Source organism: Streptomyces niveus, assembly GCF_001723055.1.
Classification (GTDB): Bacteria; Actinomycetota; Actinomycetes; order Streptomycetales; family Streptomycetaceae; genus Streptomyces; species Streptomyces niveus.
Genome location: NZ_MDCR01000503.1, coordinates 1 through 6,424, shown reverse-complemented (window position 1 = coordinate 6,424; position 6,424 = coordinate 1). Strand labels below are relative to the sequence as shown.

General features: G+C 73.0%; 7 protein-coding genes and 2 pseudogenes. 5 read left to right on the top strand and 4 right to left on the bottom strand.

The annotated features are described in order from the left end of the window. Positions 1 to 93 precede the first annotated feature (93 nt). Both BHU15_RS36970 and BHU15_RS36965 read right to left on the bottom strand, forming a co-directional pair. Positions 94 to 552 (bottom strand): SRPBCC family protein, encoded by a 459-nt coding sequence (locus BHU15_RS36970; protein ID WP_069631076.1) that lies wholly within the window; start codon positions 550 to 552, stop codon positions 94 to 96. Between the two features lie 96 nt (positions 553 to 648). Continuing rightward, the gene (locus BHU15_RS36965) at positions 649 to 1,587 is read right to left on the bottom strand and encodes a sigma-70 family RNA polymerase sigma factor (RefSeq protein ID WP_069631075.1); all 939 of its coding nucleotides are present in this window, start codon (positions 1,585 to 1,587) and stop codon (positions 649 to 651) included. A 170-nt stretch (positions 1,588 to 1,757) separates the two neighbouring features. Here BHU15_RS36965 and BHU15_RS36960 point away from each other — a divergent pair, with 170 nt between their 5' ends. From BHU15_RS36960 to BHU15_RS36945, 4 genes are read left to right on the top strand one after another with little or no spacing between them, the layout of a single operon-like run. Then, on the top strand, positions 1,758 to 2,798 hold the full coding sequence (locus BHU15_RS36960; protein ID WP_069631074.1) for an Rv2578c family radical SAM protein: 1,041 nt from the start codon (positions 1,758 to 1,760) through the stop codon (positions 2,796 to 2,798). Positions 2,799 to 2,823: 25 nt separating this feature from the next. After that, complete coding sequence (locus BHU15_RS36955) at positions 2,824 to 3,330, top strand: O-acetyl-ADP-ribose deacetylase (protein ID WP_069631073.1); 507 nt, start codon at positions 2,824 to 2,826, stop codon at positions 3,328 to 3,330. A 44-nt stretch (positions 3,331 to 3,374) separates the two neighbouring features. Further along, positions 3,375 to 3,788 (top strand): RidA family protein, encoded by a 414-nt coding sequence (locus BHU15_RS36950; RefSeq protein ID WP_438285007.1) that lies wholly within the window; start codon positions 3,375 to 3,377, stop codon positions 3,786 to 3,788. A gap of 3 nt (positions 3,789 to 3,791) precedes the next feature. Beyond that, on the top strand, positions 3,792 to 4,322 hold the full coding sequence (locus tag BHU15_RS36945) for a GNAT family N-acetyltransferase (protein WP_069631071.1): 531 nt from the start codon (positions 3,792 to 3,794) through the stop codon (positions 4,320 to 4,322). On the opposite strand, the gene BHU15_RS36940 is transcribed toward BHU15_RS36945, so the two are convergent. Beyond that, positions 4,306 to 4,995, bottom strand: coding sequence for a HEAT repeat domain-containing protein (locus BHU15_RS36940; RefSeq protein ID WP_107422999.1), 690 nt, complete (start codon positions 4,993 to 4,995; stop codon positions 4,306 to 4,308). The two genes, BHU15_RS36945 and BHU15_RS36940, sit on opposite strands and share 17 nt — an antisense overlap. 350 nt (positions 4,996 to 5,345) lie before the next feature. On the opposite strand from BHU15_RS36940, the pseudogene BHU15_RS36935 reads away from it, so the two are divergent. Next, positions 5,346 to 6,233 (top strand): annotated as a pseudogene (locus BHU15_RS36935) (3-hydroxyacyl-CoA dehydrogenase family protein); the annotation flags it as partial. Here the strand turns inward: BHU15_RS36935 and BHU15_RS42350 are convergent. Next, positions 6,225 to 6,424: pseudogene (locus BHU15_RS42350) on the bottom strand (3-hydroxyacyl-CoA dehydrogenase NAD-binding domain-containing protein); the annotation flags it as partial. The pseudogenes BHU15_RS36935 and BHU15_RS42350 overlap by 9 nt on opposite strands.

Below are 6,424 nucleotides of genomic sequence, written 5' to 3'. Positions count from 1 at the left end.
ACAACTCCCGTCCGGCGCCCCGGCCGCAAGGGACTTGACGGCGGGGGCGCCGGACGGGAGTTGTGGGAGCAGGGACGTCGGAGCCTGCCGGACTCAGGCCGTCTCGGGGGACTTCTCCGTCTCGGCCGCGAGCTTCGCGAGCAGCTCGTCGTAGATACGGGCGAGCCCCTTGGGGGCGAACGTCCTCTCGAAGAAGCCGCCGATGCCGCCCGCGCCGTTCCACACGCTGGTGACGACGGCCTTCGAGCGGCCCTCGCCCGCCGGGGTGACCACCCAGGTGGTGACCATCGAGGAGTTGCGGTCCTTCTCCACGAGCTGACCGTCCGTGGGCTCGGTCACCTCAAGGAGGCAGTCGCGGATGCGCTTGCTCGTCGCCTGGAGCTTCCAGTGGACGAGAGTCCCCTCGCCGTCGCCGCCCTCGCGGACCTCGTACTCACTGAAGTGGGCGGGCAGCACCTTCGGGCGGACGTCCTGGTAGTCCGCCAGCGCGTCGAACACCGTCTCCGCGTCCGCCGCGATGATCCGCTCCGTCGTGGCTTCGACCTGCGCCATGGCTTCCTCCAGCATTCGGTTCTCCGGGCGGCCAGCCAACCATCTCCACGGGGCGGGCCCAAATCGGGGGCCCGCTCCACGGCTTGCGCGCGCCGGTCACCACTCGCTGATGACCGGCTCGTCCGGTTCGTGCCGCCGCCAGGCCTCGTTGAGGCGTCCGAGCCGGTCGGTGGCGGCGATGCCACGCAGGGAGGAGACCCTGCCGCCGTCGACCTCGAACGCCACGATGCCCACGACGCGGCCGTCGACCACGGCGAGCACGGCGGGGGAGCCGTTGACCCACGCGACGTGCAGCGCGGGCGAGCCGCCGGCCAGCCGCAGCTTGGCGGGAGTGGACTTGAAGCCGGCCCGCACGAAGGAGGCGACCCGCTCGCGCGTGGTGAACCGCAGCAGCCGCCTGCCCAGTCCGGCGGCGTCCGAGACCGCCCTCACGTCGTCGGTGAGCAGCGCCACGAGCCGTTCGGTGCGCCCGGATGTGGCGGCGGCGAGGAACTCCTCGACGACCCGGCGCGCGGCCTCGGGGTCGGCCTCGCCGCCCCGACGGCGCTCGGCGGCGACCCGGATCCGGGCCCGGTGGGCGTGCTGCTGACTCGCGGGCCGGGTGATGTCGAGGATCGCGGCGATCTCGGCATGGCTGTACGAGAACGCCTCACGCAGGACGTACACGGCCCGCTCGACCGGCGAAAGGCGCTCCAGGACGGCCAGCACCGCCAGGGACACCGATTCGCGCTGCTCGAAGGTGTCGGCGGGGCCGAGCATCGGATCGCCGTCGAGGAGCGGCTCGGGCATCCAGGCACCTGCCGCCCGCTCGTGGCGCACCCGCGCCGAGCGGAGCCGGTCGAGACAGAGGTTGGTGACGACCTTGGTCAGCCACGCCTCCGGCACTTCGACCCGTTCGCGGTCGGCGGCCTGCCAGCGCAGGAACGTGTCCTGCACGGCGTCCTCGGCGTCGGCGGCCGAGCCGAGCATCCGGTAGGCGATCGAGGCCAGCCGGCCCCGGCCGGCCTCGAACCGATCGACGCTTGCGCTGTCCATGCCCATGCGAATCAGCCTAGAGGCGCGTTGTCGATGGGGCCGGATCAGGGGGCGCCCGCGGTCGGGGGCGCGATCGGCAGGACGGCGGGGCACGGTGCCGGGACGGCCGCGCATGGCGATCATGGGAACAAGTGTTCTATTCTGTGGCCAGTACAACTGAGGAGGCGCACATGCGCTGGGACAACCTGGCCGAGAACCCCACGTCGGCCCGCGACGCGGCGCTCTTCGGTACGGACGCGGTGACCACCAGGACCTTCGACACCCCCGAGTTCCGGGGCATCACCTTCCACGAGATCCGCGCCCGTTCGATCGTGAACCGGGTACCCGGCGCGTCCCGGATGCCGTTCGAATGGACGGTCAATCCGTACCGGGGCTGCTCACACGCGTGCGTGTACTGCTTCGCCCGTAAGACCCACAGCTATCTGGACCTGGACACCGGTATCGGCTTCGACTCACAGATCGTGGTCAAGATCAACGCGCCGGAACTGCTGCGCCGCCAGCTCGCGTCGCGCCGCTGGCAGGGCGCGCACATCGCGATGGGCACGAACGTCGACTGCTACCAGCGGGCCGAGGGCCGCTACCGGCTGATGCCGGGCATCATCTCGGCGCTGCGCGACCACGCGAACCCCTTCTCCATCCTCACGAAGGGCACGCTGATCCTGCGCGACCTCGAACTGCTGCGGCAGGCCGCCCAGGTCACGGACGTCGGCGTGTCCGTCTCCGTCGGCTTCACCGACGAAGGGCTGTGGCGCACGGTCGAACCGGGCACGCCCTCGCCGCAGCGCCGCCTCGACGCCGTACGCACCCTGACGGACAACGGCATCGGCTGCGGGGTCCTGATGGCCCCCGTCATCCCCTTCCTCGGCGACGGCGCGGACCAACTGCGGGCCACGGTACGGGCGATAGCCGCTTCCGGGGCGACGTCGGTGACCCCGCTCGTGCTGCATCTGCGGCCGGGCGCGCGCGAGTGGTTCATGCGGTGGCTGCGGGAGCACCACGCGTATCTGGTGCCGCGCTACGAGCGGCTGTACGCGGAGGGGGCGTACGCGCCCAAGTGGTACCAGCGCCGCATCACGCGCCAGGTCCACGAACTGGCGGACGAGTTCGGCATCGGCCCGGCGGGGCGGGAGGGCCGGCGGCGGGTGCTGGTCCCGGAGCGCGACGTGGCGCCGGAGCCGGAGCCGGGGCCGACGCAGCTCACGCTGTTGTAGCGCCGGGGGTGCGATCATCCACGGCATGACAGTGATCGAGGTCGTACGGGGCGACATCACCCGCCAGGACACGGACGCCATCGTCAACGCGGCGAACGAGTCGCTGCGCGGCGGGGGCGGGGTGGACGGAGCGATCCACTGGGCGGCGGGCCCCCGGCTGGCCGAGGCGGGCGCGGCGATCGCACCGTGCGCCCGGGGCGACGCGAAGGCGACCCCGGCCTTCGACCTCCCCGCGCCGATCCGCCACGTGATCCACACGGTGGGCCCGGTCTGGAAGGGCGGTGACCGCGACGAACCGGCCGTCCTGGCGTCCTGCTACCGCCGCTGCCTGGAGGTGGCGGACGAACTGGGCGCCAGGAGCGTCGCGTTCCCGGCGATCTCGACGGGCGCCTTCGGATTCCCGCCGGCCCGCGCGGCCACCATCGCGGTCACCACACTGCGCTCCACGCCGACGTCGGTGGCCCGGATCCACCTGATGGCGTTCGACACGGAGTCCCACCGCGTACTGACGGCGGCGAACGGGGCGCCGTAGCGCCCCGGAAAATCCCTCGTCCGGTGTGGCCGGTGTCCGACAGGATGGTGGGTATGACTCGACTCACCCACGTGCACTCCCCCGCCGGCGTCGCCCCCGGCACCGGATACAGCCATGTCGTCTGGGGCACCGGCCGGTTCGTCGCCGTGTCCGGGCAGTGCGCCTTCGACGGTGACGGGCAGGTCGTCGGGGAGGGCGACGCCGGGGCGCAGGCGCGGCAGGTGTTCGAGAATCTGCGGCGCTGCCTCGCCGAGGCGGGCGCGACCTTCGACGATGTCGTGAAGCTCACGTACTTCGTGACCGACGTCGCGCACCTGCCCGCCGTGCGCGTCGCGCGCGACGAGGTGATCGACACCGCGCGGCCCCCGGCCAGCTCCGCCGTCCAGGTCGCCGCGCTGTTCCGTCCCGAACTGCTCGTCGAGATCGAGGCGTTCGCGATCCTCCCCGAGGACGCCTGAGCCATGGGCCTGCTCGTCCGGGCGATGACCGCCGACGACTGCGACGCCGTCGCCGCCGTGCGGATCGGCGGCTGGCGGTGGGCGTACGCCGGGTTGATGCCGCAGGCGTACCTGGACGCGATGAGCGTCGAGGAGGACGCGGCGGATCAGCGCACCCGCCTGAACGGCGGCACCGGCAGCCGCGTCGTGAACGTCGTCGCCGAGCGCGCCGGCGCCGTCGTCGGTTGGGGCTGCCTCGGTCCCTGCCGCGACCCCGATGTCCCCGACGGCGCCGGTGAGCTGTACGCCCTGTACGTACGCCCGGAGCACGTCTCCACCGGCGTCGGCCGCGCGCTGGCACGGACGCTGGTGGAGCGCGCCGTCGTGGACGGCTTCTCGTCGCTCGTGCTCTGGGTGCTGAAGGAGAACGACCGCGCCCGGCGCTTCTACGAAAAGGCCGGTTTCACACCTGACGGCGCCGAGGAACCCTTCGACGCCGGCGGCGCCTCCGTGCCCGAGGTGCGCTACACCCGCTCCCTCACGCGAGCCGGCTGAGCGCCTCCGACGCCGCGCCGGACAGCCGGGGGTGCGCACGCGCCGCCCGGAGCAGCGGCAGCGCCCGCCGGTCGCCGAGCCGCCCCAGTCCCTCGACGCACGCGAGCGCCACCCGCCAGTGGGTCTCGTCGGGCGCCAGCAGGCGCTCCAGGGTCGCGATCAGGGCCGGTACGGACTCCGGCGCGCGCAGCTCGGCGAGCAGCCGTACCGGCTGGAGCGCGTACGCGGTGCGCAGCACGTTCGTCGCGAGCGCGGCGGCGGCGCGCGGCGTACGGGGGTCGCGCAGCCGCGCCAGCGCGCGGGCGGCCGACACACAGCGCTCGGGGTCGCGGTGGTTCAGGAGCAGCACCAGCGCCTCGAACGCCCGCCGGTCGCCCGCGGATCCGAGCCGGTACGCCGCGATCTCCCGTGCCCACAGGGGGTGTCGGGGCGCGACGAGGACGTCGGCCAGTTCCTCGTGGTCCTCGGTGGCGATCAGCCGCCGATACGTGGCCGAGTCACGCGACTCGGCCCGTACCCGGTCGGCGAGTGCGCGCAAGTGCTCGTCGGTGGCGGCCCGTTCCGCACGCGGGGTGACGGCGGCGCGGGGACTGGTCACCCCCACCGCCTCGGTCGCGCCCGCTGCCGACCCCGGCGTATCCGCAGGTCCTGCCTGCCGTTCCAGCTCGCTCATGCCGGGCAGAGTATCCGCGCAGCGTGTCCGTCAAAACGCTCTCCGTGACCAACAGGGCCGTGAACGGCCGGTTTCCGCCGGTGACGTACCGCACATCTCCCCAGGGCTGGCGCGCTCATTACCCACCGGTTAACCTCAGGTGAGCGGGAAACCCCCGCGGCTCCCGGCGGCCTGGTGACGCAGCCACCGTGAGTGTGGTGTCCGTCGGTTCGGCGCCACAGGGTTCGCAGGTTTCGGCAGCACCGCGGCGCGACTCCGGGACAGGGTCCGCCGGTTCACACCGCCGCGCGCCATCGACGCGCCCGCGGTGGTCCTCTGCTTCAGTCGTCACTCACCCCTGGAGTCCCGTGATGGACATCCCTCTCTCCACCATCGCCGTCGTCGGTCTCGGCACGATGGGGACCGGTATCGCCGAGGTCCTCGCCCACGCCGGCCGTGAGGTCGTCGGTATCGACACCGACGAGATCGCCACCGCCCAGTCGGTCGCCGCGCTCGAGGCGTCCACCGCCCGCGCCGTGGAGCGCGGGCGGCTCACCGAGGAGGAGCGGCGCGGCGTGCTCACCCGGTTCCGTACCTTCACCGACCTCCAGGCCGCCGCCGGCGCCGATCTGGTCATCGAGGTCGTGCCGGAGTCGTACGAGATCAAGCAGCAGGTCTTCCGCGCGCTGGACACGATCGTCGGCCCGGCCACCATCCTGGCCACCGGCACGAACGCCCTGTCGGTGACCCGGCTCGCCGCCGACTCCGCGCATCCGGAGCGGGTGCTCGGCCTGCACTTCTTCAATCCGGCCCCCGCGATGAAGCTGGTCGAGGTGGTGTCGTCGGTGCTGACCGCGCCGGCGGCCGTCACCGCCGTGACCGCGCTGGCGCGCGAGCTGGGCAAGGAGCCCGTCGCCGTGGGCGACCGGCCCGGTTTCGTCGCCGACGGGCTGCTCTTCGGCTATCTGAACCAGGCCGCCGCGATGTACGAGGCCAAGTACGCGACGCGTGAGGACATCGACGCCGCGATGCGGCTGGGCTGCGGGCTGCCGATGGGCCCGCTGGCGCTGCTCGACCTGATCGGTGTCGACACCGCCCGTACGGTCCTGGAGGCCATGTACGCGGCGTCGCGCGACCGGCTGCACGCCCCGGCGCCGATCCTGCGGCAGCTCAGCGAGGCCGGGCTGACCGGCCGGAAGTCGGGGCGGGGCTTCTACACGTACGAGGCGCCGGGCAGCGGCACGGTGGTGCGCGACGCGCGCCTTGGCCGCGTCCGCCTTCTCCTGGCTGCGGGCCGCGAGCACCACGACGTACCCCGCCTTGGCGAACACCTCGGCGATACCGCTCGCCATCGTGCCCGACCCGGCGACGCCCACCGAACGCACGGCGGGCCGTTCGGCGGGGGCCGGCTTCGCGTCCAGCGGGGTCAGCGCGTCGCGCACCACCGTGC

Excerpts from the sequence above, each read along its gene's own strand:
- BHU15_RS36955 (WP_069631073.1), top strand. The coding sequence starts at position 2,824 with ATGACAGTGATCGAGGTCGTACGGGGCGACATCACCCGCCAGGACACG.
- BHU15_RS36965 (WP_069631075.1), bottom strand. The coding sequence starts at position 1,587 with ATGGACAGCGCAAGCGTCGATCGGTTCGAGGCCGGCCGGGGCCGGCTG.
- BHU15_RS36950 (WP_438285007.1), top strand. The coding sequence starts at position 3,375 with ATGGTGGGTATGACTCGACTCACCCACGTGCACTCCCCCGCCGGCGTC.
- BHU15_RS36945 (WP_069631071.1), top strand. The coding sequence starts at position 3,792 with ATGGGCCTGCTCGTCCGGGCGATGACCGCCGACGACTGCGACGCCGTC.
- BHU15_RS36940 (WP_107422999.1), bottom strand. The coding sequence starts at position 4,995 with ATGAGCGAGCTGGAACGGCAGGCAGGACCTGCGGATACGCCGGGGTCG.
- BHU15_RS36960 (WP_069631074.1), top strand. The coding sequence starts at position 1,758 with ATGCGCTGGGACAACCTGGCCGAGAACCCCACGTCGGCCCGCGACGCG.
- BHU15_RS36970 (WP_069631076.1), bottom strand. The coding sequence starts at position 552 with ATGGCGCAGGTCGAAGCCACGACGGAGCGGATCATCGCGGCGGACGCG.